Here is a 26,630-nt window from a genome sequence, read left to right as displayed (position 1 = left end):
GGGTAGAGCGCAGCGAAACCCATCGTGTCGCCACGCCAAAAAGTTTGATGGGTTTCGCTGCGCTCTACCCATCCTACGATGCCAAACGAAAAGGCGCCTCCTTCCGGAAGCGCCTTCTGCCTATCTCGTCCTGTGCGGGCCGATCAGCCCGAATAGTACATGTCGAACTCGATCGGGTGCGGGGTCATCTCGAAGCGCTCGACCTCGGTCATCTTCAGCTCGATATAGGCGTCGATGAAGTCGTCGTCGAACACGCCGCCGGCCTTGAGGAAGGCGCGGTCCTTGTCGAGGTTTTCGAGCGCCTCGCGCAGGCTGCCGCACACCGTCGGGATCTGCTTCAGCTCTTCCTTCGGCAGATCGTAGAGATCCTTGTCCATCGCCGGACCCGGATCGATCTTGTTCTTGATGCCGTCGAGGCCGGCCATCAGCATCGCGGCGAAGCCGAGATAGGGGTTGGCGAGCGGATCGGGGAAGCGCACCTCGACGCGCTTGGCCTTCGGCGAAGCGGTGTAGGGGATGCGGCAGGAGGCCGAGCGGTTGCGCGCGGAATAGGCGAGCAGCACAGGGGCCTCATAGCCCGGGACCAGACGCTTGTAGGAGTTGGTCGAGGGGTTGGTGAAGGCGTTGATCGCCTTGGCGTGCTTGATGATGCCGCCGATGTAGTGGAGGCAGGTCTCCGACAGGTCGGCATATTTGTTGCCGGCGAACACCGGCTTGCCGTCCTTCCAGATCGACTGGTGCACGTGCATGCCCGAGCCGTTGTCGCCATAGACCGGCTTCGGCATGAAGGTGGCGGTCTTGCCGTAGATGTGCGCGACCTGGTGGATGCAGTATTTGTAGATCTGGAGGTGGTCGGCCATCAGCGTCAGCGTGTCGAACTTCATGCCGAGTTCGTGCTGGGCGGAAGCGACCTCGTGGTGATGCTTCTCGACCTTGACGCCCATCTTGGCCATGGCGCCCAGCATCTCCGAGCGCATGTCCTGCACGGAGTCCTGCGGCGGAACCGGGAAATAGCCGCCCTTAGTGCGGACGCGGTGGCCGAGATTGCCGCCTTCATATTCGGTGTCGGAATTGGTCGGCAGCTCCGAGGAGTCGAGACGGAAACCGGTGTTGTAGGGAGTGGCCGAGAAGCGCACGTCGTCGAACACGAAGAACTCGGCTTCGGGACCGACGAACACGCTGTCGCCCACGCCCATCGACTTCACCATCGCCTCGGCCTTCTTGGCGATGCCGCGGGGATCGCGGTTGTAGGGCTCGCCGGTGGTCGGCTCGAGCACGTCGCAGGTGATGACCATGGTGGTCTCTGCGAAGAACGGATCGATCGTCGCGGTCACCGGATCGGGCATCAGGCACATGTCGGATTCGTTGATCGCCTTCCAGCCGGCAATCGAGGAGCCGTCGAACATCGTCCCTTCGGCGAAGATGTCTTCATCGATCATGCTGACGTCGAACGTGACGTGCTGCCACTTGCCGCGCGGATCGGTGAAGCGCAGGTCGACGTACTTGACGTCGTTGTCCTTGATCGATTTCAGGACGTCTTTGGCGGTCTTCATGCATACCCCTTTTGGCTCTGCGGATCGGTTTCCAGATGAGCAAAATTATTCTCGCTTTGGGCGAGTTTTGCGCGACCGCACAAACGAAATCAGGCCGCCGAAGCAGCCTTATTTCTTGTCGGAGTGTCGCAAAATGCGGGATAGCACCCGGCTCAGATAGCGTCCAGCCCGGATTCGCCGGTCCGGATGCGGATCGCTTCTTCGATGTTGGAGACGAAGATCTTGCCGTCGCCGATACGGCCGGTCTGCGCGGCGCGGCGGATCGCGTCGATGGCGCGCTCGACCAGATCGTCGCCGATCACGATCTCGATTTTTACCTTCGGCAGGAAGTCGACGATGTATTCTGCGCCGCGATAAAGTTCGGCGTGACCCTTCTGCCGGCCAAAGCCCTTGGCTTCGGTGACGGTGATGCCCTGAAGACCGACTTCCTGAAGCGCTTCCTTCACCTCGTCGAGCTTGAATGGCTTGATGATGGCTTCGATTTTCTTCACTGCGCGACTCCCGGCCTTTCGATCAAATAGCAACGTCTTCGTCAGGATGCGCATTTCTCAACGCACGATCTAGTCTTCTCTATGCCGGGATCCCTGACCAGTCCGGCAACGACGGCCGGCCACCCCCTGTAAGATGCCAGTGAGCACGACAAACCGAAGCGGCTTCCTCGAAAGCAGGGTCTATGCCAAGTTGCAAATGCCCTGATTATTGGAGCGTTATCAGCCTTTTAACGAGCATCTCTGACCGGTGGCGCCGATCTGCACAAAATACCGAAGACCACGAAATAGGCAAATGGTTCAATATATGTGCAAATCGATGTCCCCGCCGTCGGATCGGCAAGGAAGATGCCTGTTGAAGAGGCGTTTGTACTAGGAAGTGGCATGGAAGTTCTGACCAATGCCGAAATGCAGCGCGCCGACCAGCTCACCATCGCGGCCGGCACGCCTGGTTTCGAGCTGATGCTGAGCGCGGGCCAGGCGGTCGCCGAGGCCGCCCATGCGTTGGTGGAGGAAGGGCCGATCCTGATCGTGGCCGGCCCCGGCAACAATGGCGGCGACGGATTCGTCGCGGCCGCCGAGCTCGCCGCCCAGGGGCGGGAGGTCTCGGTGATCTCGATGTGCGAGCGCGACCAGCTCCAGGGCGATGCGGCCTCCGCGGCGCGCGGCTGGAAGCATCCGCTGCTTCCGTTCAATCCCCAGGCCATCGGAAGGCCGGCGCTGATCGTCGATGCGCTGTTCGGCGCCGGCCTCAGCCGTCCCGTCGACGGCGAGGCTGGCGCGATGATCGAGGCGATCAACGCCAACGGTGCCCCGGTGCTCGCGGTCGACCTGCCGAGCGGCATCAACGGCACCAGTGCGGCCGTGATGGGTGCGGCGGTGAACGCCACCGAGACCGTCACCTTCTTCCGCAAGAAGCCGGCGCATCTGCTTCTGCCCGGGCGGATGCATTGCGGCCGCGTGCGCCTCGCCGATATCGGCATCGATGCGCAGGTGCTGGACGAGATCGCGCCGCAGACCTTCGAGAACGATCCGGACCTCTGGGGCGCCGCCTTTCCGGTGCCGCGCATCGACGGCCACAAATACGCGCGCGGCCATGTGCTGGCGGTCTCCGGCGATGCGGCCGCGACCGGTGCCGCGCGGCTCGCCGCGCGCGGCGCGCTGCGGGCAGGGGCGGGCCTCGTGACGCTGGCGAGCCCGCGCGATGCGCTCGCGATCAACGCGGCTGCGCTGACGGCGGTGATGGTCCGCCCCGTCGACACCGCGATCGAGTTCGGCGAGCTGCTCGGCGACAAGCGTTATGATACCTGCATGATCGGCCCCGGCGCGGGCGTCAGTGAGCGCACCTGCAATCTGGTTCACACCGCGCTGTCGGCGCAGCGGCATCTCGTGCTGGACGCAGATGCGCTGACCAGCTTTGCCGCAAAGCCCGAGCGTCTGTTTGAATCGATCAAGTCGTCACACGACAATGCGGTGGTACTGACGCCGCATGAGGGCGAGTTTCCGCGCCTGTTCTCCGACCTCAGCAACAAGCATCCCGGCCGCTCCAAGCTCGAGCGCGTCCGCGCCGCCGCCGAGCGCTCCGGCGCGGTCGTGCTCCTGAAGGGGCCGGACACCACGATCGCCGCCCCCGACGGACGCGCCGCCATCGCTGCCAACGCGCCGCCCTGGCTCGCCACCGCCGGTGCCGGCGACGTGCTCTCCGGCATCATCGCGGGGCTGCTGGCGCAGGGCGTGCCGGCGTTCGAGGCCGCCAGCATCGGTGTCTGGATGCATGGCGAGGCGGCACGCGAAGCGGGTCCGGGACTGATTGCGGAAGATCTCACCGAGACGCTGCCGGCGGTGCACCGGCGGATCTATGACGCGCTGGGGGTGGAGTACTGATCTGCCCGCTATGGCGGGTAGGATGGGTAGAGCGTGCGCTCTACCCATCCTACAAGAGCTCACTCCACCGCATACCACCGCACCAGCCGTGGCGCGGCCCAATCGGTTGCCACGGACTCGATCAGCCAGCGTCCGGGTGAGATCGCCGCGAAGGCGACGCGCTGGGCCTGACCGGGCTCGATCGCGAGCGTGTCGAGCCAATAGGGCTTCCAGCCGTCGTCGAGCTTGTCGAGCAGGCGGAACGGGTGGCCGTGCAGGTGGAACACGGTGGTGACAGGGGCGGGGTTCTTCAGGGCCAGCACGACGGTGCGGCCGGTCCTGGCCTGGAAGGCGGGGGCGGAGGCGGTGGAGAAGTTCGCGGGCCGCGTCCAGGCGGCGTCGGGTGCGCCGAGCGCGACATCGAACCGCAGGGCGCCTCTCAGATCGAGCTTCTCGGGAAGGTCGTTCGAAGGGAGCGGCTGCGGCGGCAACAGCGGCGCACGCTCAAGCTTCGCCGAGATGGTGAGGCGCCCGACCTGGCGCGCCTCCTTGCCGTCATGCAGCAGGAATGCGGCCGATGTGGCCGTGTCCACGAACGCGTCGGCACGTCCGCCGGGGGCCAGCACAAGGGCGCCATTGCGCGCGGCAAACGGCTCGGCCGGCTGTCCGTCCAGGGCCATGACCCGGACCTCATGGCTTTCCAATTTGATTGCCAAAACAGTACGTTGGGAGCCATTGATGAAGCGCAGCCGGAGCCGCTCATTGACCGCAGCTGAGAGTTCGAATGAAGTTCTGCCATTGACCGTGTAGAGCGGCGTCGCGTCCTGCGGGTTCTGGCCCGGCGGGACTGCGGTGCCGTTCGGCCGCAGGCGCCATTCCTCGATCAACAGGACCTCGTCACGATCGACGGCAACCCGGCTGGGCTCGACCGCGACAATCGGGAGCGGCCGTGCAGGCTGCTTCAGGCCGTCCTCGAAGAGACGGAAGTCCGCCAGCAGGGTTCCCGCGCTTGGTATTGAAATAATTGATGTTTCAACCGCATTGGGTGGTGCAGGGGCGCGCCCGCGTAGCGGGTCGATCGTGGCCGGGCCATTGAGGCCGTACCAGACTGGCGCAAGTGGCACAGGCAGGTCGTTCCGAAACACGAACTCGCAACGGTCGCCCCGCTTGAGACGGACGTCCCCGAGATGGCTTACCGCGGCCAGCTCCCAGATTGGTGTAGGTGGCTGACCCGGCTTCAGAGCCAGGCTTGCCGCCCGTCCCTGGAGGGCGATCTGGGCGGTCACGGCCGGGGTCGCTCCACCCGCCATCAACCCGGCCGTGGACGCGCCGAGCGCCGCTCCGAGGCCGGCCAAAATCTCGCGTCTGGTCGGGTCGAAGATCCGCGGTTTCATGCAGCGATCCGGACCATGTCGTGCTGGATAAGTCCAGTCATCGTGCCTACTTTAAGCGTGCCTCCAACCGGCCATTTTTTTGCTGCGAACAGTCAGGCACATGCTATAAGCCCGGCCGCCCGCGGCATCGCGGCCGGTCTTGATGCAGATTAACGCGGGCGTGGCGGAACTGGTAGACGCGCTGGATTTAGGTTCCAGTGACGAAAGTTGTGGGGGTTCGAGTCCCTCCGCCCGCACCAAGCGCTTATCGCGTTTGCACGGATTACGAGACCTGCTTCCGCGCGGATGACCATCCGTCCGGAGCCGGTCCGATGAACCACCGGCGTGGAGGCGTTTGCCTCGCGCCGGATCGATTAATGACAGCGTCCCGACGCATGCGCGCCGGGACCGAGCGAAAAGAAGATTGGACGCCATGCAGGTCACAGAAACCCTCTCGGAAGGTTTGAAGCACGAGTTCAAGATCAGCGTTCCCGCGTCTGATCTCGACGCCAAGGCCGGTGCCAAGCTCGTCGACCTCAAGGACAAGGTCCGCATCAACGGCTTCCGTCCGGGCAAGGTGCCGGTCGCGCACCTGAAGAAGGTCTACGGCCGCTCGGTGATGGCCGAGACCATCGACCAGACCATCCGCGACACCAACACGCAGCTGTTCTCCGAGCGCGGCTTTCGCCTCGCGACCGAGCCGAAGATCACCATGCCGAGCGAGCAGGCCGAGGTCGAGGAGCTGCTGAGTGGCAAGACCGATCTGACCTACACGGTCGCGATCGAGGTGGTGCCGGCGATCGCGCTCGCCGACTTCAAGACCTTCCAGGTCGAGAAGCCCGTCGCCGACGTCTCCGACACCGACGTCGACGAGGCGATCAAGCGCATCGCCGATTCCAACCGCACCTATGCGGCGAAGGGCGAGGGCGAAAAGGCCGCCTCCGGCGACCGCGTCACCATCAACTTCAAGGGCAGCATCAACGGCGAAGTCTTCGAGGGCGGCACCGGCGAAGGCATCCAGGTCGTGATCGGCTCCAACACCTTCATTCCGGGCTTCGAGGAGCAACTCGTCGGCATCGGCGCGGGCGAGACCCGCACGCTGAAGGTGTCGTTCCCCAAGAACTACATGAACGACAAGCTGGCCGGCCAGCCGGCCGAATTCGAGACCACCGCGACCCTGATCGAGGCGCCGCAGGACCTTGCGATCGACGATGAGTTCGCCAAGTCGCTCGGCCTGGAATCGCTGGACAAGCTGAAGGAAGCCGCGCGCGAACGTCTCTCCGCCGAGTTCGCGACCGCGACGCGCCAGCGCGTCAAGCGCGCGCTGCTCGACCGCCTCGACGAGGCGCACCGCTTCGAGGCGCCGCCCTCGCTGGTCGACGAGGAGTTCAATCTGATGTGGAACTCGGTCAAGGCCGAGATGGATTCCGCGGGCAAGACCTTTGCCGACGAGGACACCACCGAGGACAAGGCCAAGGAAGAGTACCGCAAGATCGCCGACCGCCGCGTGCGGCTCGGCCTCGTGCTCTCCGAGATCGGCGAGAAGAACAAGATCACCGTGACCGACGACGAGGTCGGCCGTGCCGTGATCGAGCGCGCGCGCTCGATGCCCGGCCGCGAGAAGGAAGTCTGGGATTTCTATCGCAACAACGCCCAGGCGTTGGCCCAGCTCCGCGCACCGATCTACGAGGACAAGGTGGTCGACTTCATCCTCGAACTCGCCAACGTGACCGAAAAGAAGGTCTCGCGCGAGGACCTCTACAAGGACGACGAGGCGGAAAAGACCGCGGCCTGATGGGTCTGTAGCGTTTCGAGCGAAGCGGATACCGGTTCGCGCAAAGAAAGCGCGTCAAGACCAGAATCCAGGGGCCCGTTCCGATACCATCGGAATGGGACTCCGAGACAGTCTTCCATTAAGGATGATCGGCGAAGAGGCCCAGCTAGCCAGATGGCCGGCTGGGCCTCATTGTACGAATCAGCTTCAACTCCCTGACGGATTAAGCCTTAATGCGCTCCGCACTTGTCAGGCGCGAATTGGGCTATATCTGTCGCTACGCCTTCTACCTCTACCAAGTTCCTGCATCACGGGACGTCCATCCGCCTTCCGGCAGATCCAGCCCGACTGGCAGCCAAGACTGGCGATGTCCGCCTCTCAAAAACCCTAGGTGACTCATGCGCGATCCGGTTGAAACCTACATGAACCTCGTGCCCATGGTGGTCGAGCAGACCAACCGTGGCGAGCGCGCCTACGACATTTTCTCGCGCCTCCTGAAGGAGCGCATCATCTTCGTGACCGGCCCGGTCGAGGACGGCATGTCGACGCTCATCGTCGCGCAGCTCCTGTTCCTCGAGGCGGAAAATCCGAAGAAGGAAATCTCGATGTACATCAACTCGCCGGGCGGCGTGGTGACGTCGGGCCTTGCGATCTACGACACCATGCAGTTCATCCGCCCGCCGGTCTCGACGCTCTGCACGGGGCAGGCGGCCTCGATGGGCTCGCTGCTGCTCGCGGCCGGCGAGAAGGACATGCGCTTCTCGCTGCCGAACGCGCGCATCATGGTGCACCAGCCGTCCGGCGGCTTCCAGGGCCAGGCCACCGACATCATGCTGCACGCCCAGGAAATCCTGAACCTGAAGAAGCGGCTCAACGAGATCTACGTGAAGCACACCGGCCAGACCTACAAGTCGATCGAGGATGCGCTGGAACGCGACAAGTTCCTGACGGCGAACGACGCCAAGGAGTTCGGCCTGGTCGACAAGGTCATCGACAAGCGCGCCGAGGAGCCGGCGCCGGCGAAGGCTCCGTAGCACTACGGGGTTCGCGGCGATCCTCGGATCGCCGCGGTCCCGTCGGGGCGGCGTTCACGCCAGGCGCGCGTGCGCGCGTCGCAAAACGCGTTTTGCGCGCTGCGACAAGCAGAAAGTTCCGCTTTCGTGCTTGTTTTTCGTGGCAATCCAGCAACGCCGGGGTCATTTCCATCACTTCGTCCGTGCCAAGACCGGAAATCACGGTATTGTCACGGGTAGCCGGCGAGCCCCGATTAGCGAATTCTTGATAGTCGGGTGACAGCATGGTTGGCTACGATTGATCGGCTATGATCGCGGGAGAATCGAGTGACCGTGATTCGCACGGGATATAACGCGTAGGGTCTTTTTTGGTACGGAATTTGCTCTACTTAAGCTTCATACCGGCCATCGTGTCGGAATGGAGCGATCGAGCGGAACGGGATCGAACCGCGGACGGAGACAGGAATGAGTAAGGTCGGCACGAGCGACTCCAAGAACACGCTATATTGCTCGTTCTGCGGCAAGAGCCAGCACGAAGTCCGCAAACTGATCGCGGGTCCCACGGTCTTCATTTGCGACGAGTGCGTCGAGCTCTGCATGGACATCATCCGCGAGGAGAACAAGTCCTCGCTGGTCAAGTCGCGCGACGGCATTCCGACGCCGAAGGAAATCTGCAAGGTGCTGGACGATTACGTGATCGGCCAGAGCCATGCGAAGAAGGTCCTGTCGGTCGCGGTGCACAACCACTACAAGCGCCTCAACCACCAGACCAAGCACAACGACGTCGAGCTCGCGAAGTCGAACATCCTGCTGATCGGTCCGACCGGCTCGGGCAAGACGCTGCTCGCGCAGACGCTCGCCCGCATCCTGGACGTCCCGTTCACGATGGCGGACGCGACGACGCTGACCGAAGCCGGCTATGTCGGTGAGGACGTCGAGAACATCATCCTGAAGCTGCTCCAGGCCGCCGACTACAATGTCGAGCGCGCCCAGCGCGGCATCGTCTACATCGACGAAATCGACAAGATCAGCCGCAAGTCCGACAACCCCTCGATCACGCGCGACGTGTCGGGTGAGGGCGTGCAGCAGGCGCTGCTCAAGATCATGGAAGGCACGGTGGCTTCGGTCCCGCCGCAGGGCGGCCGCAAGCATCCGCAGCAGGAATTCCTGCAGGTGGATACCACCAACATCCTCTTCATCTGCGGCGGCGCTTTCGCCGGCCTTGAGAAGATCATCTCGGCGCGCGGACGGTCGACCTCGATCGGCTTCGGCGCCCAGGTGCTGGCGCCGGAGGACCGCCGTACCGGCGAGATCTTCCGTCACGTCGAGCCTGAGGACCTCCTGAAGTACGGCCTCATCCCCGAGTTCGTCGGCCGTCTGCCCGTCGTGGCGACGCTCGAGGATCTCGATGAGACCTCGCTGAAGAAGATCCTCACGGAGCCGAAGAACGCGCTGGTGAAACAGTACCAGCGGCTGTTCGAGATGGAGAACATCGAGCTGACCTTCGCCGACGAGGCGCTTGGCGCGGTCGCCCGCAAGGCGATCGAGCGCAAGACCGGCGCGCGGGGCCTGCGTTCGATCCTCGAGGCGATCCTGCTCGAGACCATGTTCGACCTGCCGGGCCTGGAAGGTGTGGAAGAAGTCGTGATTTCCCGCGAAGTGGTGGAAGGTACGGCGCGTCCGCTCTACATCTACGCCGATCGATCCGATCGCGCCGTCGAGAACGCCAGCGCCTGATCCGGCGGCGCCGGAACGCTTCAATTGTCGCCTCAAGTCGGGCTGCGGAACTGTATCTCCGCAGCCGATGTTGCGTCGCTTATCGCGTTGCGTAAGCGCCTGATGGCGCGCGTTTTTCAATGACTTGACACCCCCCGGGTCGATAGCCACCTAATGTCGGCGGCGAGCGGAAATTCTCTTCAAGATTCGCCTCAGTTCTATCCGGCGAGCCGGTCCGACTGGTAGAGGACCGACCGGTTCTGCGGATCACCTCAGCACCTTGTGGCGGTTGCGCATGATCAGCGGGCTGCGTGCAAGGGGGCAAAGCAAAAGGAAAAGGCCATGACCAATCCCAAACCCCGGCCAACCATCGTCCATGGCGAAACGCACGCTTATCCCGTGCTGCCGTTGCGCGACATCGTCGTCTTCCCGCACATGATCGTTCCGCTCTTCGTCGGCCGCGAGAAGTCGATCCGCGCGCTCGAAGAGGTGATGAAGAACGACGCGCTGATCATGCTCGCGACGCAGAAGAACGCGTCCGACGATGATCCGGCGCCCGATGCCATTTACGAGACCGGGACGCTCGCCAGCGTGCTGCAGCTCTTGAAGCTTCCGGACGGCACCGTGAAGGTGCTGGTCGAAGGGCTCGAGCGTGCCCGCGTGTCGAAATACACCGACCGCGCCGACTATTACGAGGCGACTGCGGTTGCGCTCGCCGATACCGATGCGAAGTCGGTCGAGGCGGAAGCGCTGGCGCGCTCGGTCGTGTCGGACTTCGAGAGCTATGTGAAGCTCAACAAGAAGATCTCGGCCGAGGTCGTCGGTGTCGTGCAGGCGATCACCGATTTCGCCAAGCTCGCCGACACCGTCGCGTCGCATCTCGCGGTCAAGATCGCCGATCGCCAGGGCATCCTGGAGACGCTTTCGGTGACCACGCGCCTGGAGAAGGTGCTGGGCCTGATGGAGAGCGAGATCTCGGTGCTGCAGGTCGAGAAGCGGATTCGTTCTCGTGTCAAACGACAAATGGAGAAGACCCAGCGCGAGTACTATCTCAACGAGCAGATGAAGGCGATCCAGAAGGAACTCGGCGATGACGACGGTCGCGACGAGCTCGCCGATCTCGAAGAGAAGATCTCCAAGACCAAGCTTTCCAAGGAAGCGCGCGAGAAGGCGCAGCACGAATTGAAGAAGCTGCGGCAGATGTCGCCGATGTCCGCGGAAGCGACCGTCGTGCGCAACTATCTGGACTGGCTGCTGTCGATTCCGTGGAACAAGAAGTCCAAGGTGAAGAAGGATCTGGAGGCCGCGCAGGCCATCCTGGACTCCGATCACTATGGGCTGGAGAAGGTCAAGGAACGCATCGTCGAGTATCTCGCCGTGCAGTCGCGCGCCAACAAGCTGACCGGGCCGATCCTGTGCCTCGTCGGGCCTCCCGGCGTCGGCAAGACCTCGCTCGGCAAGTCGATCGCGAAGGCGACGGGGCGCGAATTCGTTCGCGTCTCGCTCGGTGGTGTGCGCGACGAGGCCGAGATCCGCGGTCACCGCCGCACCTATATCGGCTCGATGCCCGGCAAGATCATCCAGTCGATGCGCAAGGCGAAGTCGTCCAATCCGCTGTTCCTGCTGGACGAGATCGACAAGATGGGCGCCGATTTCCGCGGCGATCCGTCCTCGGCGCTGCTCGAGGTCCTCGATCCCGAGCAGAACGCGACCTTCAACGACCACTATCTCGAGGTCGACTACGATCTGTCCAACGTGATGTTCATCACGACCGCGAATACGCTCAATATTCCCGGGCCGCTGATGGATCGCATGGAGATCATCCGGATCGCGGGCTACACCGAGAACGAGAAGGTCGAGATCGCGCGCAAGCACCTGATCCCGAACGCGGTGTCCAAGCACGGCCTGGACTCCAAGGAGTTCTCGATCGACGACGACGCGCTGCTGCTTTTGATCCGCCGCTACACCCGCGAAGCGGGCGTGCGCAACCTGGAGCGTGAGCTCTCCACACTCGCCCGCAAGGCGGTGAAGGAGCTGATGATCTCCAAGAAGAAGTCGGTCAAGGTCACCGAGAAGACTCTGGAAGAGCTGCTCGGCGTGCCGAAGTACCGCTTCGGCGAGATCGAGAGCGAGCCGCAGGTCGGCATCGTCACGGGCCTCGCCTGGACCGATGTCGGCGGCGAGCTCTTGACGATCGAAGGCGTCATGATGCCCGGCAAGGGCAAGATGACGGTCACGGGCAATCTGCGCGACGTGATGAAGGAATCGATCTCGGCGGCGGCGTCCTACGTCCGCTCGCGCGCGATCACCTACGGCATCGAGCCGCCGCTGTTCGACCGGCGCGACATCCACGTGCACGTGCCTGAGGGCGCGACGCCGAAGGATGGTCCGTCCGCAGGCGTCGCCATGGCCACCGCGATCATCTCGGTCATGACCGGCATTCCGGTCCGCCATGATGTCGCGATGACCGGCGAGATCACGCTGCGCGGCCGCGTGCTGCCGATCGGCGGCCTCAAGGAGAAGCTGCTGGCTGCGGCCCGCGGCGGCATCAAGACGGTGCTGATTCCCGAGGACAACGCCAAGGATCTCACGGAGATTTCCGATGCGATCAAGGGCGGCATGGAGATCATCCCGGTCTCGCGCCTCGACGACGTCATCGCCAAGGCGCTGGTGAGGAAGCCCGTGCCGATCGTGTGGGAAGAAGACACCAAGGTGACGGTGAAGCCGGACGGAGATGAGGCCGCCGGCGGCCTGACCGCTCACTGAGCCATCGCGAAAGATGATAAAACGGCGCCTTCGGGCGCCGTTTTTGTTTTGGGGGAGAGCTTCCTGTCGTCGGGGGTCTACTTTTGCCCTACTTGCCGACACTAGCATTACGAGCCGCTTCCCGGTTAAGTTGCCGGCTCAATACCAAAACCATTCCTCGGGGGATGCATGGTTTCGGCAAAGCAATTTGTTAGTTTGGCGGCGGCGGCAATTGGACTGTCGGGCTGCATCACCACGTCGATGCAGGGCTATGCTGATAAACAGCTGCCAGCGAAGCCGATCAATCACGTCATCGCATATGTGGCTGGGCCAAACCCACTCGTCTCTAAAATTCAACTCAGCATTGCTGAGGAGGCCAAGAAGCGTGGTGTCGTTGCAGGCGATGCGCTTCAATTGTTTCCGCCGACGCGAACCTATACGAGCGCTGAAATCCAACGAGGACTTGCCGGTGACGGCGTAGACGGTGTGCTTATTATCAATGTGGGAGATACCGGCGTCCAACAGCAATACGCTGGGACGATCTTTTCGGGCCAATACTCTGGTTCTTCGAGCGCTAGCGGAACTGTTAGTACAGCAGGCAATGTCTCTGCGGTTTCACTCGATGGTGTGTCGTCTGGGACGATGACTGCTACCGCGACCCCTGTGTATCGCTATCGTCGTCAAACCATGTTTACAGCCCGGCTGCTTGAGGCATCGAGCGGACGAAATCTCTGGGTAGGCAACGGCCAAGTGAATGCGGGAGGACTTCTTTTCGTGGGCGATGGCTCTAGTGCTTCAACCTCAGTCGCGGCCATTTTCGAGGACTTGCAGCAGAAGGGTATCATTGGGCCTTCGAGTTGAGGTGGCGAAGTCTCCGACCGCTCACTAAGTTCCAGCGAAAGATGTTAAAATGGGGCCTTCGGGCTTGTTTTTGTTTTGGGTGTACTGTGATCTTTCACGGCAAGTGACGAGCACCGTGTCGAGAACGTCATAGGATTACGGCGCGCAGTCCGATCGTTGAGGTCGGACACTCGCAAGTCGGCGGGGGCTAGCAGGGCCCGAGGGATCAGGGCGATGCTGATCGACGGAAAATGCCATTGCGGGCGGATCACCTTCGAGGCCGAGGTCAATCCGGAGGAGGTCTCGGTGTGCCATTGCACCGATTGCCAGACGCTGACCGGCTCGCCGTTCCGCGTGACGGCCATCTGCACCAAGGCCGATGTCCGCGTGACCGCCGGCACGCCCAAGATTTATGGCAAGCGCGGCGACAACGGCCGGATGCGCTTCCAGCATTTTTGCGCCGATTGCGGTTCCCCGCTGTTCACCAGCGGCGAGGGCGACCAGGCCGACGATTGGGGTATCCGCTGGGGCTCGATCCGCCAGCGCGACAAATTGCGCCCCGCCCGGCAGATCTGGTGCCAGTCCGCGGCAGTCTGGATCGACGCGGTGCCGCTGCTGCCGGGGCGGCCACAGGATTGAGACGGGAATGACGATCCGCGCTTGCCCGCCCGGGGCGCGAGAGGCTAAAGAGGCCGGCGAGGGCGGTTAGCTCAGCTGGTTAGAGCATCTCGTTTACACCGAGAGGGTCCGCGGTTCGAATCCGTGACCGCCCACCAGTCTTCGCTTTGCGGAGCCAAGTAGGCTGCCATGCCGGGAAACCAATTGGAGCATGGCATCAGCGCAAAACCTCTATTCGGTCGCGGCTGGCTGGTTCGTTCGTAGGGCATATCACCCTGTAAACCTCGACCGGGCATGCCGACAGCCGCCGTGGAGCGGTCACGTGCCCCACAGTGGCGCGTGGTCATTCCTGATGGAAATATCAGGCCGTCTTGGTGAATAGTGTCAGGACGCCTTCGGCAATGTTGATCGCAACGACCTGCGACGAGGTCAGACCCTTCGCCTTGAGCGCGGATGCCGCCTGGGGAGTCGCGTCAATCGTCTTCCGGAGCGATTGAATATCGTCATCGCTTGTCTGTGCGACGATTTCATCGACCTTCGAGCGCACGGCTGGTTGCAGGTCCTTAATGTCGACAACCTGGATCTGGCGGATGACGGTGCTCTGAGCGGTCGGCGATTCTGCTCCCGATTGCGACGATGTTCCTTGCGCCTGCACGAAAGTCGGCGTCCCGAAGGAGAGGGTTGCGATAACGAGGGGTGCCATGAAGCTGCGCATGGTCATGCCTTTCCAAGGTGAACAACCTGAAAACGCTATCCTCGAAATCTGGTTGTCGTCTGCTTCCGTTGGGGCCATTCGGTGAAAGCTATGCGGCCACAATGCGAGCACTTCCTGCCGGAAGCGTAGCCAATTCTCGGCAGCAGCGGCTGTGATCTTTGCAGAAAATTGCGCTACGATCAGGGCAGGGATCCGACGCAGGCGCGCCCGCAATTGCGGGAGCGGCGGATCGACAAATGCTAGGGATCAAAGACCTGATGGAACAGCCGAGCGGACACGAGCAAAACGCCGACCAGATCGCCTATTGGAACGGCCCCAGCGGGCAGCGCTGGGCCGATCGCCATGCGGTGCAGGAGAGGCTGCTCGGCCCTATTGCCGACGTGCTGATCGACCGCGCCAAGCCGAAGGCGGGCGAGCGCGTCATCGACGTCGGCTGCGGCTCCGGCGCCACCACAATGGCGTTCGCAAAGGCTGTGGCGCCGAACGGGTTCGCGCTCGGCCTCGACGTGTCCGAGCCGATGCTGTCGCAGGCGCGCGCGTTTGCGCCGAAGGGCCTGCCGCTCGATTTCGTGCTGGCGGATGCGACGGTGCATCCGTTCGAACCGGCGAGCTTCGATCTGCTCGCTTCGCGGTTCGGCGTGATGTTCTTCGCCGATCCCGTCGCATCCTTCACCAATCTCCGCCGCGCGCTGAAGCCGACCGGGCGGCTCGCCTTCGTCTGCTGGCGCGAGCCGAAGGAAAACCCCTGGATGATGGCGCCGCTGATGGCGGTCTACAAGCACGTGCCAAAGATGCCGCCGGTCGGGCCGGAGGAACCGGGCCCGTTCGCCTTCGCCTCGGAGGAGCGCGTGACGCGCATCCTGAAAGGCGCGGGCTTCGTCGACGTGGCGATGGAGCCGCACAATCTGCCGATGGACGTCGCCATCGGCGGCGGGCTCGATGCCGCCGTCGACGGCGCGCTCCAGATCGGCCCGGCCAGCCGCGCGCTGCAAGGCCATCCGCCGGAGACCTATGAGGCCGCCAAGGCTTCGATCCGCGAGATGCTCGCGCCGTTCCTGAAGGACCAGAGCGTGACACTCCAGGGCGCGATCTGGATCGTGACGGCGAAGGCGGGGTGAGGCCCCGCACTCTCTCCGCGTCATTGCGAGGAGCACTTGCGACGAAGCAATCCAGACTGCCTCCTCGGAGACAGTCTGGATTGCTTCGCTACGCTCGCAATGACGACGTGGATAGGCCGGAGAATTCTACACCACATCATCCGGCGCCAGCGCGCAGCCGTTGTCCGGATGGGTCTCGATCTGAAGCGTGGTGTGGCCGATGCGGAACGAGGTCTTCAGCAACTGCGCGGTCTCCATCAGGAAGGCGTCGCCTGTACCGGCGGGCATCACGAGGTGGCAGGTCAGCGCCGTCTCGGTGGTCGAGATCGGCCAGACGTGGAGGTCGTGAATCCCTGACACGCCAGGCCGCTCCAGCAGAAACACCTTGATCGCGGCGATGTCGGTGCCCTTGGGTGCCGCCGCCATCGACATGTCGATCGAGCCGCGCAAGAGGCTCGTCGTGCTCCAGAGGATGGTGGCGCAGATGACGAGGCTGGTGACTGGATCGAGCCAGAGCCAGCCGGTCCAGATGATCAGCGCCGCCGAGACCACGACGCCGAGCGAGACCGCAGCGTCGGCCGCCATGTGCAGATACGCGCCCTCGATATTGATGTCGTCCTTGCGTCCGCTCGCGAACAGCAGCGCCGTGAAGCCGTTGATGAGGATGCCGATACCCGCGACCACCATCACCGTGATGCCTGCGACCGGCTCGGGCTGTTGCAGGCGCAGGATCGCCTCCCAGCCGATGGCGCCGGTCGCGACCAGCAGGAACACCGCATTCGCAAGTGCCGCAAGGATGGTGGAGGCGCGCAGGCCGTAGGTGAAGCGGCCGCTCGGCGCGCGCTTTGCCGCGATCGAGGCGCCCCAGGCAATGACGAGGCCGAGCACGTCGGACAGGTTATGACCGGCGTCCGCGAGCAGCGCGGTGGAGTTGCCGATATAGCCATAGATCGCCTCGGCGACGACCAGCGCGGTGTTGAGAGTGATGCCGATCGCGAACGCCTTGCCGAAATTGGCGGGCGCATGGACATGCGCGTGGTCATGAGCATGACCATGACCATGACTGTGATCATGCGAATGGCCGTCATGATCATGATGGTGATGACCATGATGGTTGCGATTGCCCACCTCTAGCGCTCCCCGGAAGCCGCCAAATCAGGCGCCATTGTAGGCGTTTCGCCAGCGACGTCACGGCGGAACAGCACGTAGAGCGCCGGCAGCACCAAGAGCGTCAGCACCGTGGAGGAGATGATGCCGCCGATCACCACGGTCGCGAGCGGCCGCTGCACCTCGGCGCCGGCGCCGGTGGCCAGCGCCATCGGCACGAAGCCGAGCGAGGCGACCAGGGCCGTCATCAGCACCGGGCGCAGCCGCGTCAGCGCGCCCTCGCGGACGGCCTCCACGACGGATCGGCCCTCGCTGCGCAGCCGCTCGATGAAGGCGATGATGACGAGGCCGTTGAGCACGGCGACGCCCGACAGCGCGATGAAGCCGACGCCGGCGCTGATGGACAAGGGAATGTCGCGCAGCAGCAGCGCCGCGACGCCGCCGGTCAGCGCCAGCGGCACGCCGGAGAACACCAGCGCCGCATCCGCCGCCGATCCCATCCCCATGAACAGCAGCAGGAACACCAGAAGCAGCGCCACCGGCACCACGATGGTCAGCCGCTTGGTGGCTGAGACCAACTGCTCGAACTGTCCGCCCCAGCCGATCCAGTAGCCGGGCGGCAGCTTGACCTTTTCGGCCACGGCGCTCTCTGCCTCGGCCACGAAGGAGCCGAGGTCGCGGGCGCGGACATTGGCGGTGACGACGATCCGCCGCTTGCCGTTCTCGCGGCTGATCTGGTTCGGTCCGGGCGTCGCATCGACGGTGGCGACCGACGACAGCGGCACATAGCGCATCTGGGCGAGGGGGGAGGCGGACAGCGCCGTTCGAATCGCCGTGCCGGAGCCGGCCTCCTCACCGGGCGGCAGCGGGATCGGGATGGCCCGGATCGCCTCGAGATTGCCGCGCAGATGCTCCGGCAGGCGGACCACGATGTCGAAGCGGCGGTCGCCCTCGAACAGCTTGCCGGCCGACTTGCCGCCGACTGCGATCTCGACGATGCCCTGCACCTCGCCGATGCTGAGGCCGTAGCGGGCGAGCGCCTGGCGGTCGAGGCGGACGGTGAGGATCGGCAGGCCCGCGACCTGCTCGATCTTGACGTCGCTGGCGCCGCGGATGCCGCGGATCGCGGCCTCCACCTGCCTGGCGGCGCTTTGCAGGATGTCGAGGTCATCGCCGAAGATCTTGACGCCGACGTCGCTGCGCACGCCGGAGATCAGCTCGTTGACACGGAACTGGATCGGCTGGGAGATCTCATAGGCACTGCCGGGAATTTCGTCCGCGGCAAGGTCGATCGCCTCGATCACCTCCGATTTCGGCTTGTCCGGGTCGGGCCATTCGGCGCGCGGCTTCAGCATGATGTAGCCGTCGGTCTGTGCCGGCGACATCGGGTCGGTCGCGATCTCGGCGGTGCCGATGCGGGTGAAGAACTCCTTCACTTCAGGGATCTGCTTGATGCGCTTCTCCAGCGCCTTCTGAAGGTCCAGCGACTGGGTGAGGCTGGTGCCGGGAATCCGGATCGACGCCAGCGCGATGTCGCCCTCGTCGAGGCTCGGAATGAACTCGCCGCCCATGCGCGCGGCGGCGATGCCGCTCGCAACCACGATGACGACGGCCATGATGGCGACCGCGGCCCGATTGTCGATGGCAAAGCGGAGCAGGGGGAGATAGCCGCGCTTCGCCGTCCGCATGAACAGGTTCTCATGCTCGGACACCTTGCCGGTGACGACGATGGCAACGGCCGCCGGCACGAAGGTGATGGAGAACAGCACGGCCGCGCCCAGAGCCATCAGCACGGTCAGCGCCATCGGCGTGAACATCTTGCCCTCGACCCCCGTCAGCGTCAGCACGGGCAGGTAGACCACGGCTATGATCAGCGTTCCGAACAGGCTCGGCTTGATGACGTCGCTCGACCCGCGGAGGATCGCGCCCAGCCGTTCGGAGGTCGTCAGCAGCCGGCCTTTTTCGCGCTGGGCCGCGGCCAGCATGCGCAGGCAATTCTCGACGATGATCACGGCGCCGTCGACGATGATGCCGAAGTCGATCGCGCCGAGGCTCATCAGGTTGGCGCTGACCTTGGTCTCGACCATGCCTGATATCGTCATGGCCATGGACAGAGGAATGACGCAGGCCGTGACCAGTGCGGCGCGGATGTTTCCGAGAATCAGGAACAAGACGGCCACGACCAGCGCGGCGCCTTCCATCAGGTTGTTCCGGACGGTGCGGATGGTGGCTTCGACCAGATCGGTGCGGTCGTAGACGGTCCGCGTCACGACGCCCTCGGGCAGAGATTTGGCGATCTCCTCGAGCCGGGCTGCGACGCGGCGGGCGACGCTGCGGCTGTTCTCGCCGATCAGCAGCATGGCGGTGCCGAGCACGGTCTCCTCGCCGTCTCGCGTCGCCGCGCCCGTGCGCAGATCGCGCCCCTCGGTGACGGTCGCGACGTCCCTGATCCTGACGGGATTGCCGCCGCGCGAGCCGATCACGATATCCCGGATTTCACCGATATTGCCGACCTGGCCCGGTGAGCGAACCAGGTATTGCTCGCCGTTGCGCTCGATATAGCCGGCGCCGACATTGGCGTTGTTGGCGGCGAGCGCCGTCATGACGTCGCGAAAGCCGAGCCGGTAGGCCATCAGCTTGCCGGGGTCCGGCAGCACGTGGAACTGCCGCTCGAAGCCGCCGATGGTGTTGACCTCGATCACACCCGGCACGTTGCGAAGCTGCGGCCGGATGATCCAGTCCTGCACGGTGCGCAAATCGGTCAGCGAATAGTCGTGACCGCCTTGCGTCTTGACGTCAGTCTTGGCGCCCGCCTTGGCCTCGACGGTGTACATGAAGATTTCGCCGAGCCCGGTCGAGACCGGACCCATCGCGACCTCGACGCCCGCCGGGAGCTGGTCCTTCACCTGCTGGATGCGTTCGCCGACCAGCTGGCGGGCGAAATAGATGTCCGTGCCGTCCTTGAAGACGACCGTCACCTGGCTGAGGCCGTAGCGCGACAGCGAGCGGGTGTAGTCGAGCCTGGGCAGGCCGCCCATCGCGGTCTCGACGGGAAAGGTGATGCGCTGCTCGGTCTCGAGCGGCGAATAGCCGGGCGCGCGGGTGTTGATCTGGACCTGGACGTTGGTGATATCGGGGACGGCATCGATCGGCAGGCGCTGGAAATTCCAGCCGCCGAAGGCGAGGGCGCCGAGCGCGAGCAGAAGGACCAGCCAGCGCTGATGCAGCGAGAAGGCGAGGATGCGCTCAATCATGCTCGGCCTCGCCCTTGCCCATCTCCGCCTTCACGACGAAGCTGTTCTCCGCGACGTAGTGCTCGCCGGCCGCAAGACCGGCCTTGATCTCGACGAACTTCGGATCGGAATCGCCAAGCTCGACCGGGCGCGCCTCGATCTTGTCGCCGTCCTCGCGCACGAACACGATGGTCCGGTTCTCCAGCGTCTGGATCGCGCTGCGTCGCACGGCGACGGCAACGTTGCGCGCCGCGAGGATCAGCCGCGCCGTGACGAACAGGCCGGGACGCAAGCGCCCGTCCGGATTCGGCAGCACCACGCGCGCCAGCGCGGTCTGGGTTTCGCTACTGCCGATCGGTGCCATGTAGGAGATCGTGCCCTTGATCTCGCCGCGGCCGTCGTCGGGATCGATCAGCACCTCGTCGTTGAGGCGTACGCGGCGGAGGTCCTGCCGGTAGATCGAGAGATCGACCCAGATCGTGGAAAGGTCGGCGACCACGAAAGCCGGCTTCTGCTCGGAGGCGTACTCGCCGAGCGAGATCTGACGCTCGATGATGGTGCCGGCGATCGGCGCCTTGAGCTCGTAGACGGTGAGGCTCTGGTTGCTTTCGATCGCGGCGAGCAGATCGTCCTTGGCGACCTTGTCGCCGATGCGCTTCTGGATGGATTTGGCGAGGCCCGGAAAGCGCGGCGTCACCTGCACCACGGCCTCCTGGTTGGCGCGCAGGATGCCGTTGAAGGCGAGGGTGTCGGTCAGCGTTGCGCTCGCGGCTTCCGCCAGCGTGACGCCCGCGGCCGCGAGCTTGACGTCGGAGATCCGGATGCGGTCGGCGCCGTGCTCGTCCTGCTCGACATGGTCGTTCGGCTTCTTCTGTTCAGAATGCTCGGCATGCTCCGCGGGGGCGAGCTTTGCCGGCGCGAGCCGGGAATAGCCATAGGCGCCGAGGGCGGCGGCAATGATGGCGATCAGGATGGTGTAGGCCGTCCTCATCGTGCGCTCTCCCGCGCCAGCGTGAAGGGATTGCCGACGAGGCCCTCGATGGTCGCAACGCCGGCGTGGAAGTTCTGCAGCGCCTCCTGCTCGCGCAGCCGCGCCTGGGTGACGCTCGCCTGCGCGTCGAGCACCTCGAGCAGGGTGAAGCGGCCCTGGCCGTAGCCCTGCGAGATCGCTTCCGACGCTTCAACGGCCTTGGGGATCGCGGTCTCACGCAGCACCGCGAGCTCGCGCAGCGAGCCCCGGAGCGAGTCGTAGGCGCGGCCGGCGATCACGATCAGCGTGTTGCGGTTGGCCTCGCGCTCGGCGCGGGTCCTGGCGAGGCTTTCCTGCGCCGAGAGGATGTTGCCCTGGTTCTGGTCGAACATGGGAATCGGCACGGAGAAGGTGAGACGAACCGCGTCGTCATTGGTCTCGCTGAAATGACGCCAGCCGGCAGCGATCCGCACGTCGGGATAGGGCTTGAGCCGCGCCAGCAGCAGCTCGGCATTGCGCTGGGCGTAAACGGCGGTCCAGCGCACCAGTTGCGGATTGGCGTCGATGGCGGCGATCACCGCCTGGAACGAAGGCGGGCGTCCTGTGGTGTCGAGCCGTCCGGAGACCTCGCCGAATTTTGCGGCGGGATCGCCCATCAGCACCGCAAGCTCGCGCCGGGCGCTGGCCAGCGTCGCCTTGAAGCGCTCGCGATCGGCTTTCACCAGGGCGGAGGCGACCTCGGCGCGGCCGGTCTCGGCAGGTGAGGAGGCGCCGGCCTCGACGCGGCGGCGCAGCAGCGGCGTCAGGCGGTCGATGGCGGCAATCTGCTCGTCGAGGATATGAATGCGCCGCTGCGCGCCGAGCACGCTGAGGAAGGCGATCGCGGTCTCCGACAGCACCTCAAGCCGGACGGCCTTGCGCTGGATCGCGGCCACTTCGACTCCGGCGACGCCTGCGGCAATCCGCGCGTCGCGCTTGCCGAACAGCTCGAAGGCCTGGCTGATCTGGAGCGTGGTCTCGGCCGATCGCGTCCCGCGATATTTGCCCGAGCCGAATGAATCGTCCTGTTCGTAGGACAGTTCCGGATTGAGGAGGGCGCCCGCCTGGATGCGCTGGCCCGTGGCGATGCCGACGTCGCGCTCCGCCGCGGTCAGCCGCGGGCTTGCGGCCAGCGCGCGCAACAACGCGCTCCGCATCGTCAAGGTCTGGGCGTGAGACGGCGCAATCGCGAGTCCGGCAATCAGACACGCCGCCGCGCACGCCAGGCGCGCGGCCATTCCCCTGCAAAACATGAAACCGACCTGTGAAGGATGAACCTATGGGCGCGGCACGCCCGACCAATCCGCTCAGGCAATAGGCTTGGGAGGGGGAGAGTCGGTATCAGGGACAATTCCGGCGAGCCGGGGGGCCGGCCGCGGGCTCGTTGCCGACACAGGCGCGACAGTGATGATCGACGGCGCCGGCTGTGTCAGCGTCAGCGAGAAGCAGCCGTGGCAATGATGTCCGCCGATGGCCTTGTGTTCGCCGTGACCGGAGGCGCCGTCGAGGACCGCGGCGATCTCCGAGCCACCCCCGGGTGTGGTGACGTCGATGTCGTGCGAGCCGTGCAGCGCACCCGCGAGCAGATAGACGATCGCGATCAGCACGGACAGCAGCCCGCGGCAGCTGCGCGGACGGCAAGTTGCTGAGGGCTGGCGGTTCGCGGGCACGACGTCACTCTGTTGCGGTAGATGCCCGGCCTAGCATGGCGGCGGGAACAGTGTCGACCCGCAACATTGTTACGTCCCTGGAACAATTGCCGCAGCGGCGTGACCGCTCCTCACGGCTGGGCGGCGACGCCGATGCGGGACGAAGGTTTTGATGATGTGCGGGTCGGCTCCGGAACGCCACCGCCATTGTCCGCCTTGTGCGGTGATGGCGGCGCGACGGCGTCGTCACCACAGCGGAGGAACTGCCGCGGTGATTGCACACGGAATGGCCCCACCCGGCGCTGGCCGGTTGAGGCCTTGTGCTCACAATCTTCATCCTTGGGACTCCCACAAACAATTCGCATCTCGCCCGTTCGTTCCCGCCGCTCCGTCGAATTTGGAACGTTCCTGATACGTCGCGATTAGCGAGCAGAAGAAATGAAGGAGGACGGACAATGGACGGACTGATTTATTTGATCGGCTTGATCGTCGTCATCATGGCGATCCTGTCGTTCTTCGGCCTGCGCTGAGAGAGCCGCAATGACGGTCGAAACGCTCGTGCGGGACGAAATCACGGAGGGCGGCCTTGAAGGGGAAGCGCCCCGAAACATCCAGTGGAGCTCGGTATTCGCCGGCGCGCTCGCCGCGGGCGCGATGTCTTTCATCCTGATCGGCTTTGGCGTAGCCGTCGGCCTCGGTGTCAGTTCGGCCTCGCCGACATGGCGCGATGCATCAGCGGCGCTGGCTTTGCTCTCCGGCTTGTACCTGATCATCCAGGCGGTGATCAGCTTCGGCTTCGGCGGCTACATCGCCGGCCGGACGGCGCGTCGGGCGCCCGCGCTGGCGACGATCGAAGACGATGGCGAGCGCCGGGACGGCCTGCACGGGCTGACCTCCTGGGCCCTGGCCGTGCTGGCCGGCGCGGCTCTGCTCGCGCTTCTCGGCGCTGCTGCGATCGACCGTTCGCCGATGCGCAGCTCGGCGAGCAACACGTCCACGGCGGAGCCCCTGTTGAGCTACGAGCTCGACAAGCTGTTCCGCGCGCCGCGCCGCCCGCCAAATATCGATCTGAGGGAAGTGCGCGCCGAAGCGGGGCGTATCCTGATGACGTCGTCCAGCCACAGCGGCGTCAGCACCGACGATCGGACGTATCTCGTGCAACAGGTCGCCGCCGTTACGGGACTGGCGGCTCCCGACTCCGAACGGCGGGTCGATGCGCTGATCGCAGACTCGAAGACGGCCATCAGCCGCGCGCGCCGCAACTCGATCATCGTGGCGTTCTCGATCGCCGCCGCGACCCTGATCGGTGCCGCAGTGGCCTGGGCTGCAGCCGTCGCCGGCGGACGGCATCGCGATGGCGAACCGTTGCCGAACTGGATGGCAAGCTCGAACCGCTTCCATCGCAGCCCGCGCGCAATGCCGGTGCCGTAAGCTCGAAAACGGACGGCCGGGCGCAAGCCCGGCCATAACGGACGCCTGTAGGAAGAAGCCTCAGGCCTTCTCCTCCCAGATCATCGCCAGATGCACGATGGTCTGCACCGCCTTTTCCATGTCCTGCCGACTGACCCATTCGAGCCGCGAATGAAACGCGTGCTCGCCGGCGAAGATGTTGGGGCAGGGCAGTCCCATGAAGGACAGGCGGGAGCCGTCGGTACCGCCGCGGATGGCGGTGCGCATCGGGCGCAGGCCGGCGCGGCGGATGGCCTCGATGGCGTATTCGACGACGTGCGGGTGACGGTCGATCACCTGCTTCATGTTGCGGTACTGCTCCTTGACCTCGAATTTGTAAGTCGAGCGCGGATAGTCCTTCATCACGTCCTTGACGATGGCCTCGAGCAGGACTTCCTTCTCCCTCAAGCCTTCCTCGGTGAAGTCGCGCACGATGAAGGAGAGCGTCGCCTGCTCCAGCGCGCCCTCGATGCCGATCGGATGCAGAAAGCCCTGCTTGCCCGAGGTCGTCTCCGGCGAGCAGCCTTCCCTGGGCAGCCGCTCGACGATGGCGGCCGCGATCTTGATCGCGTGCTCCATCTTGCCCTTGGCGTAGCCGGGATGGGCGCTGACGCCGTTGATGGTGATGGTGGCGCCGTCGGCCGAGAAGGTCTCGTCCTCGACGCAACCGGCGCTCTCGCCGTCCATGGTGTAACCGAAATCGGCGCCCAGCTTCTTCAGGTCGACGTTGTCGACGCCGCGGCCGATCTCCTCGTCCGGCGTGAACAGGATCTTGATGGTGCCGTGCTTCACATCGGGATTGTTGATGAAGAAATGCGCGGCATCCATGATCTCGGCGACACCGGCCTTGTTGTCGGCTCCCAGCAGCGTGGTGCCGTCGGTGGTGATGATGTCGTTGCCGATCTGGTTCTTCAGCGCGGGATGCTCGGCAAAGCGGATCACCTGGCTGGTGTCGCCCGGCAGCACGATGTCGCCGCCGCGATAGTTCTTCACGACCTGCGGCTTGACGTCCTTGCCGGTGACATCGGGCGAGGTGTCCATGTGCGAGCAGAAGCAGATCACCGGCACCTTCTTGTCGGTGTTGGCGGGGATCGTTCCGTAGACGTAGCCGTACTCGTCGAGATGAGCGTCCTCGACGCCCATGGCCTTCAGCTCGGCGGCGAGCACGCGGCCGAGATCCTTCTGCTTCCCGGTCGAGGGCGAGCTGGGAGAGTCCGGGTCGGACTGGGTGTCGATGGTGACATAGCGCAGGAAGCGCTCGGTCACGGTATGCGAAAAGGTGAGGGAGGACATTTCTGGTCAAACCGCCGGGTCTTTGGGAGCAGGTCTTGGGGAAGCAGGCGGTATATCAGAAAAGCGGGCCGTGATGCGGCCAGAACGAGCTACGATCAGGCCTAATGAATCGTAAGCTAGATCGCCTCTTTCAGTTCCTTCACCGGGCGGAATGCGACCTTCCTGCTGGCCTTGATGTGGATGGCTTCGCCGGTGCCGGGATTGCGGCCAGTGCGGGCTGCCCGCTTCCGGACCTGGAGGATGCCAAGGCCCACGATGCGGACGCGGTCGCCCTTCTTGAGGTGCTTGGCGATCAGGTCGACCATGTCGGTCAAGACGGCCTCGGCGTGCTTTTTCGACAGGTCCTGGCGCTCCGCGATGTCTGCGGCGAGGTGCTTGAGCGTGATGGTGGCGGGGGCGGCTGCCTTTTTCGCCGAATCTTTCTTAGCCATGACTGGCCTCCTCGATTCCAATGACAGGGAAGCCCCGGAAAAGCCGGAAACGCGAGGGGGCACCCTAAGTCCCGGAAGGCGTAGACGATTCGAGCGTCGGCTGACTATGCCGAGAGTTCCCGCCGGACATCGGCAATCACCGGCGCAGATGCGACAGGCGTCGAGGAATTCGGGCTAAGACTATGAAGGGATTACCAAAATGGCGCGAGAGACGGGGCTCGAACCCGCGACCTCCGGCGTGACAGGCCGGCGCTCTAACCAACTGAGCTACTCCCGCGTGGTTCGCTCGACGCGCGCGGAACGAGGGGGGACTTAAAGGCGGGGCTTGGTGAAGTCAAGGACGTTGCGCGTTGCCCGTCTGTCCCGGCCAAGCATTGCTTTGGAAAACAAAAAGGCCGCCGGAGGCGGCCATTGGTCAGCCCGGAAGAGGGCCCATCAGCGAATCTCCGACCCAGCCGCGCTCGTCACCGCCACCGGCTTGCCGGCCTTGATCACATGCGTCGATTGGGCGGTCTGATTGTAGTCGGCATTGGTGCGGGCTGCGATTCCGAAGCCGGCCACGATGATGCCGGCCACCAGCGCCACCACCACGATCTTCAGGTGGGTCGCACGATCGGCAGAGTGGATTGAGTGGTTCATCTGAGCCTCCCGACGGGCTTTGCCG

Annotated in this window: 21 protein-coding genes and 3 tRNA genes; 11 read left to right on the top strand and 13 right to left on the bottom strand. The window is 64.4% G+C overall.

The features are described from left to right. Positions 1 to 143: 143 nt before the first annotated feature. Positions 144 to 1,553 carry a type I glutamate--ammonia ligase gene (gene glnA, locus IC50_RS11270; RefSeq protein ID WP_035704055.1) on the bottom strand — a complete coding sequence of 470 codons (1,410 nt, stop codon included), beginning with the start codon at positions 1,551 to 1,553 and terminating at the stop codon, positions 144 to 146. Positions 1,554 to 1,705: 152 nt separating this feature from the next. Continuing rightward, entirely contained in the window at positions 1,706 to 2,044 is a 339-nt protein-coding gene (locus IC50_RS11265) for a P-II family nitrogen regulator (RefSeq protein WP_007603495.1), read from the bottom strand. A 381-nt stretch (positions 2,045 to 2,425) separates the two neighbouring features. On the opposite strand from IC50_RS11265, the gene IC50_RS11260 reads away from it, so the two are divergent. After that, on the top strand, positions 2,426 to 3,925 hold the full coding sequence (locus IC50_RS11260; RefSeq protein WP_035704053.1) for a bifunctional ADP-dependent NAD(P)H-hydrate dehydratase/NAD(P)H-hydrate epimerase: 1,500 nt from the start codon (positions 2,426 to 2,428) through the stop codon (positions 3,923 to 3,925). A gap of 59 nt (positions 3,926 to 3,984) precedes the next feature. Here the strand turns inward: IC50_RS11260 and IC50_RS11255 are convergent, their stop codons facing one another. Continuing rightward, positions 3,985 to 5,298 carry a multicopper oxidase domain-containing protein gene (locus IC50_RS11255; RefSeq protein ID WP_035704050.1) on the bottom strand — a complete coding sequence of 438 codons (1,314 nt, stop codon included), beginning with the start codon at positions 5,296 to 5,298 and terminating at the stop codon, positions 3,985 to 3,987. A gap of 154 nt (positions 5,299 to 5,452) precedes the next feature. Between IC50_RS11255 and IC50_RS11250 the strand changes: the two genes are divergently transcribed. The 8 genes from IC50_RS11250 to IC50_RS11220 all read left to right on the top strand — a co-directional run bounded on the left by IC50_RS11250 (position 5,453) and on the right by IC50_RS11220 (position 14,141). After that, positions 5,453 to 5,537 (top strand) — tRNA-Leu (locus IC50_RS11250). A 173-nt stretch (positions 5,538 to 5,710) separates the two neighbouring features. Further along, positions 5,711 to 7,072 carry a trigger factor gene (gene tig / locus IC50_RS11245; protein WP_035704047.1) on the top strand — a complete coding sequence of 454 codons (1,362 nt, stop codon included), beginning with the start codon at positions 5,711 to 5,713 and terminating at the stop codon, positions 7,070 to 7,072. Between the two features lie 377 nt (positions 7,073 to 7,449). Then, positions 7,450 to 8,085, top strand: a complete 636-nt coding sequence (locus IC50_RS11240; RefSeq protein ID WP_027559514.1) for an ATP-dependent Clp protease proteolytic subunit — start codon at positions 7,450 to 7,452, stop codon at positions 8,083 to 8,085. A gap of 444 nt (positions 8,086 to 8,529) precedes the next feature. Continuing rightward, positions 8,530 to 9,801, top strand: coding sequence for an ATP-dependent Clp protease ATP-binding subunit ClpX (gene clpX / locus IC50_RS11235; RefSeq protein ID WP_008547851.1), 1,272 nt, complete (start codon positions 8,530 to 8,532; stop codon positions 9,799 to 9,801). A gap of 321 nt (positions 9,802 to 10,122) precedes the next feature. Further along, positions 10,123 to 12,546 carry an endopeptidase La gene (gene lon, locus IC50_RS11230; RefSeq protein ID WP_035704042.1) on the top strand — a complete coding sequence of 808 codons (2,424 nt, stop codon included), beginning with the start codon at positions 10,123 to 10,125 and terminating at the stop codon, positions 12,544 to 12,546. A 168-nt stretch (positions 12,547 to 12,714) separates the two neighbouring features. Next, the gene (locus IC50_RS41240) at positions 12,715 to 13,386 is read left to right on the top strand and encodes a hypothetical protein (protein WP_157460954.1); all 672 of its coding nucleotides are present in this window, start codon (positions 12,715 to 12,717) and stop codon (positions 13,384 to 13,386) included. 213 nt (positions 13,387 to 13,599) lie between these two features. Then, positions 13,600 to 14,004 (top strand): GFA family protein, encoded by a 405-nt coding sequence (locus tag IC50_RS11225; protein ID WP_035704040.1) that lies wholly within the window; start codon positions 13,600 to 13,602, stop codon positions 14,002 to 14,004. A gap of 60 nt (positions 14,005 to 14,064) precedes the next feature. Then, a tRNA-Val gene (locus IC50_RS11220) sits at positions 14,065 to 14,141 on the top strand. 203 nt (positions 14,142 to 14,344) lie between these two features. On the opposite strand, the gene IC50_RS11215 is transcribed toward IC50_RS11220, so the two are convergent. After that, positions 14,345 to 14,704: a hypothetical protein gene (locus tag IC50_RS11215; protein ID WP_050990967.1), complete on the bottom strand. Its 360-nt coding sequence runs from the start codon at positions 14,702 to 14,704 to the stop codon at positions 14,345 to 14,347. Positions 14,705 to 14,955: 251 nt separating this feature from the next. On the opposite strand from IC50_RS11215, the gene IC50_RS11210 reads away from it, so the two are divergent. Next, positions 14,956 to 15,816 (top strand): class I SAM-dependent methyltransferase, encoded by an 861-nt coding sequence (locus IC50_RS11210; protein ID WP_035704039.1) that lies wholly within the window; start codon positions 14,956 to 14,958, stop codon positions 15,814 to 15,816. A 126-nt stretch (positions 15,817 to 15,942) separates the two neighbouring features. Here IC50_RS11210 and IC50_RS11205 read toward each other — a convergent pair whose 3' ends face one another. Genes IC50_RS11205 through IC50_RS11185 form a run of 5 tightly spaced genes read right to left on the bottom strand, consistent with a single transcriptional unit; the run spans position 15,943 to position 22,751 of the window. Then, the gene (locus tag IC50_RS11205) at positions 15,943 to 16,923 is read right to left on the bottom strand and encodes a cation diffusion facilitator family transporter (RefSeq protein ID WP_035704037.1); all 981 of its coding nucleotides are present in this window, start codon (positions 16,921 to 16,923) and stop codon (positions 15,943 to 15,945) included. A gap of 2 nt (positions 16,924 to 16,925) precedes the next feature. Beyond that, complete coding sequence (locus IC50_RS11200; protein ID WP_035704035.1) at positions 16,926 to 20,156, bottom strand: efflux RND transporter permease subunit; 3,231 nt, start codon at positions 20,154 to 20,156, stop codon at positions 16,926 to 16,928. After that, entirely contained in the window at positions 20,149 to 21,126 is a 978-nt protein-coding gene (gene ihpB, locus IC50_RS11195) for a divalent metal ion exporter adaptor subunit IhpB (RefSeq protein ID WP_035704031.1), read from the bottom strand. The genes IC50_RS11200 and ihpB overlap by 8 nt, the downstream gene beginning before the upstream one ends. Beyond that, complete coding sequence (ihpA, locus tag IC50_RS11190) at positions 21,123 to 22,397, bottom strand: divalent metal ion exporter subunit IhpA (protein WP_035704028.1); 1,275 nt, start codon at positions 22,395 to 22,397, stop codon at positions 21,123 to 21,125. Before ihpA ends, ihpB begins: the two co-directional genes overlap by 4 nt. A 54-nt stretch (positions 22,398 to 22,451) precedes the next feature. After that, on the bottom strand, positions 22,452 to 22,751 hold the full coding sequence (locus IC50_RS11185; RefSeq protein WP_333938077.1) for a hypothetical protein: 300 nt from the start codon (positions 22,749 to 22,751) through the stop codon (positions 22,452 to 22,454). A gap of 582 nt (positions 22,752 to 23,333) precedes the next feature. Between IC50_RS11185 and IC50_RS11180 the strand changes: the two genes are divergently transcribed. Beyond that, on the top strand, positions 23,334 to 24,224 hold the full coding sequence (locus tag IC50_RS11180; RefSeq protein WP_035704023.1) for a phage holin family protein: 891 nt from the start codon (positions 23,334 to 23,336) through the stop codon (positions 24,222 to 24,224). A gap of 60 nt (positions 24,225 to 24,284) precedes the next feature. On the opposite strand, the gene pepT is transcribed toward IC50_RS11180, so the two are convergent. The 4 genes from pepT to IC50_RS11160 form a co-directional block, all read right to left on the bottom strand. Next, a complete protein-coding gene (gene pepT / locus IC50_RS11175; protein WP_035704021.1) occupies positions 24,285 to 25,535 on the bottom strand; it encodes a peptidase T in 1,251 nt (416 codons plus the stop codon). Positions 25,536 to 25,651: 116 nt separating this feature from the next. Further along, the gene (locus IC50_RS11170) at positions 25,652 to 25,966 is read right to left on the bottom strand and encodes an HU family DNA-binding protein (RefSeq protein WP_035704017.1); all 315 of its coding nucleotides are present in this window, start codon (positions 25,964 to 25,966) and stop codon (positions 25,652 to 25,654) included. 200 nt (positions 25,967 to 26,166) lie between these two features. Next, positions 26,167 to 26,243, bottom strand: a tRNA-Asp gene (locus IC50_RS11165). 158 nt (positions 26,244 to 26,401) lie between these two features. Further along, on the bottom strand, positions 26,402 to 26,605 hold the full coding sequence (locus IC50_RS11160) for a hypothetical protein (protein WP_035704016.1): 204 nt from the start codon (positions 26,603 to 26,605) through the stop codon (positions 26,402 to 26,404). Positions 26,606 to 26,630: the final 25 nt, after the last annotated feature.

This window comes from Bradyrhizobium genomosp. I (2014) (assembly GCF_000261685.1).
Taxonomy (GTDB): domain Bacteria; phylum Pseudomonadota; class Alphaproteobacteria; order Rhizobiales; family Xanthobacteraceae; genus Bradyrhizobium.
Note: the sequence above shows the minus strand (reverse complement) of the source record. Positions and strands in the feature narration are given on the sequence as shown.

Bases quoted from the DNA above. Each gene is read 5' to 3' on its own strand.
- IC50_RS11170 (WP_035704017.1), bottom strand. From the start codon at position 25,966: ATGGCTAAGAAAGATTCGGCGAAAAAGGCAGCCGCCCCCGCCACCATC.
- IC50_RS11200 (WP_035704035.1), bottom strand. From the start codon at position 20,156: ATGATTGAGCGCATCCTCGCCTTCTCGCTGCATCAGCGCTGGCTGGTC.
- IC50_RS11225 (WP_035704040.1), top strand. From the start codon at position 13,600: ATGCTGATCGACGGAAAATGCCATTGCGGGCGGATCACCTTCGAGGCC.
- lon (WP_035704042.1), top strand. From the start codon at position 10,123: ATGACCAATCCCAAACCCCGGCCAACCATCGTCCATGGCGAAACGCAC.
- IC50_RS41240 (WP_157460954.1), top strand. From the start codon at position 12,715: ATGGTTTCGGCAAAGCAATTTGTTAGTTTGGCGGCGGCGGCAATTGGA.
- IC50_RS11180 (WP_035704023.1), top strand. From the start codon at position 23,334: ATGACGGTCGAAACGCTCGTGCGGGACGAAATCACGGAGGGCGGCCTT.
- glnA (WP_035704055.1), bottom strand. From the start codon at position 1,553: ATGAAGACCGCCAAAGACGTCCTGAAATCGATCAAGGACAACGACGTC.
- ihpA (WP_035704028.1), bottom strand. From the start codon at position 22,397: ATGTTTTGCAGGGGAATGGCCGCGCGCCTGGCGTGCGCGGCGGCGTGT.
- IC50_RS11160 (WP_035704016.1), bottom strand. From the start codon at position 26,605: ATGAACCACTCAATCCACTCTGCCGATCGTGCGACCCACCTGAAGATC.
- IC50_RS11255 (WP_035704050.1), bottom strand. From the start codon at position 5,298: ATGAAACCGCGGATCTTCGACCCGACCAGACGCGAGATTTTGGCCGGC.
- IC50_RS11240 (WP_027559514.1), top strand. From the start codon at position 7,450: ATGCGCGATCCGGTTGAAACCTACATGAACCTCGTGCCCATGGTGGTC.
- IC50_RS11215 (WP_050990967.1), bottom strand. From the start codon at position 14,704: ATGACCATGCGCAGCTTCATGGCACCCCTCGTTATCGCAACCCTCTCC.
- tig (WP_035704047.1), top strand. From the start codon at position 5,711: ATGCAGGTCACAGAAACCCTCTCGGAAGGTTTGAAGCACGAGTTCAAG.
- IC50_RS11260 (WP_035704053.1), top strand. From the start codon at position 2,426: ATGGAAGTTCTGACCAATGCCGAAATGCAGCGCGCCGACCAGCTCACC.
- pepT (WP_035704021.1), bottom strand. From the start codon at position 25,535: ATGTCCTCCCTCACCTTTTCGCATACCGTGACCGAGCGCTTCCTGCGC.
- clpX (WP_008547851.1), top strand. From the start codon at position 8,530: ATGAGTAAGGTCGGCACGAGCGACTCCAAGAACACGCTATATTGCTCG.
- IC50_RS11210 (WP_035704039.1), top strand. From the start codon at position 14,956: ATGGAACAGCCGAGCGGACACGAGCAAAACGCCGACCAGATCGCCTAT.
- ihpB (WP_035704031.1), bottom strand. From the start codon at position 21,126: ATGAGGACGGCCTACACCATCCTGATCGCCATCATTGCCGCCGCCCTC.